Origin of the sequence: Corallococcus interemptor, assembly GCF_003668875.1 — a bacterium.
Taxonomy (GTDB): domain Bacteria; phylum Myxococcota; class Myxococcia; order Myxococcales; family Myxococcaceae; genus Corallococcus; species Corallococcus interemptor.
The window spans coordinates 1-1,524 of record NZ_RAWM01000262.1; the positions used below are offsets into that span (position 1 = coordinate 1).

1 protein-coding gene is annotated in these 1,524 nt (G+C 68.4%); it reads right to left on the reverse strand.

What is annotated here, in order from left to right; genetic code table 11:
- Positions 1 to 40 precede the first annotated feature (40 nt).
- Positions 41 to 1,452 (reverse strand): IS3 family transposase gene (locus tag D7X96_RS38970; protein ID WP_244219885.1). Its coding sequence is split into 2 segments (ribosomal slippage): positions 41 to 1,095 and positions 1,095 to 1,452, totalling 1,413 coding nucleotides; the frame shifts between segments, so codons are not numbered across the junction.
- Positions 1,453 to 1,524 lie beyond the last annotated feature (72 nt).

Below are 1,524 nucleotides of genomic sequence, written 5' to 3' on the forward strand. Positions count from 1 at the left end.
CGGAACCTGTCAACGTGAGTGAGACAGCGAGTTCGTGAGATTACTGCGCAACCTCCAGTGAGTTGGCCAACCGGGCGGGGTTGTTGATCCAGACGGCACTCGGCAGCGTCTGCGGCTTGGGTGGGCCGCGAGGGAAGCGCTCGGGGTGAGCGGCGTAGGCGGCGGAGAGCACGGCGGCCCGAGCCGCGATGCGCCTGGCGGCCAGGCCGTGGTGCACGTCGTGGGGCGTGAGCAGGCCGAGGCCCGCGTGGTGGTGCTCCTGGTTGTACCAGCCGAAGAAGTCGCCGCAGAAGCCGCGGGCGTCCTGGAGACAGCCGAAGCGCCGGGGGAAATCCGGCCGGTACTTCAGCGTCTTGAAGTGGGCCTCGCTGAAGGGGTTGTCGTTGGAGACATGGGGCCTGGAGTGCGTCTTCGTCACGCCCAGGTCGGCCATCAGCAGGGCCACCGGCTTGGAGGTCATCGAGGAGCCTCGGTCGGCGTGAATCGTCAGCTGGCCGGGCGCCACGCCCTGGCGCTCGCAGGTTGTCGCCAGCAGCTTCTGGGCCAGGGCGGCCGACTCACGATGCGCCACCATCCAGCCGACGACGTAGCGGCTGAAGACGTCCAGCACGACGTAGAGGTAGAAGTACGTCCACTTCGCCGGGCCGTGCAGCTTCGTGATGTCCCAGCTCCAGAGTTCATTGGGTTGGGTTGCGTGCAGCTGAGGCACCGGGTGATTGGGGTGGCGCAGCTGGTTGCGGCGCTCGCGTACCTCGTGGTTCTCGGCGAGCACCCGGTACATGGTGCGCTCGGAGCAGAGGTAGCGCCCCTCGTCGAGTAGCTGCGCGTAGACTTCCGCGGGCGCCGCATCCTGGAACCTCGGCTCATGCAGCACCGCGAGGACCTCGGCCCGCTGCTCGGGCGGGAGGGCTCGCGGTGGGCGGGGCTTGTGCACCGGTCCATGCTTCGGCCGAACCTGCCGGTAGAAGGTGGCGCGCGGTAGGCCCAGGGCCTGGCACACCGGCGCCACGCCCAACTCGTCGACGGCCTGCAGGGCCACCGCCATCAGGGCTCCTCGTCGGGCTTGGGCAGTTCCACTCCCAGGATTTCCGAAACTTTTTTTTGGAGGTCCAGCAGGGCCTCGGCGCGCTTGAGGCGCACCTGGGTCTGGGCCAATTGCTTCTCCAACTCGGCGACGCGCCGGGCGCTTGCGTCGGGCACCTTCGCCGGCGGGCCGCGCTTCTTCAGGCTGCCGGCCGACAGCTCCCCTGCATCGCGCTGGCGCCGCCACGCGCTCAGCAGCGAGGAGTACAGCCCTTCGCGGCGCAGTAGCGCCCCGACTTCACCGGGCTTCGTGCAGCGCTCTGCCTCCGCCAGCACCCGCAGCTTGTACTCCGCGGTGAAACCTCGTCGCCTGGCCTTCTCCACCACCTCGGTCTCCCTGACCCGAGCCTCTTCCACCACCGGATTCATCGTCCCTGCCTGGGTCGCCCTGCACACTAAACTGCTGGGTACGGACTGTCTCACTCACCTTGGCAGAGAGGG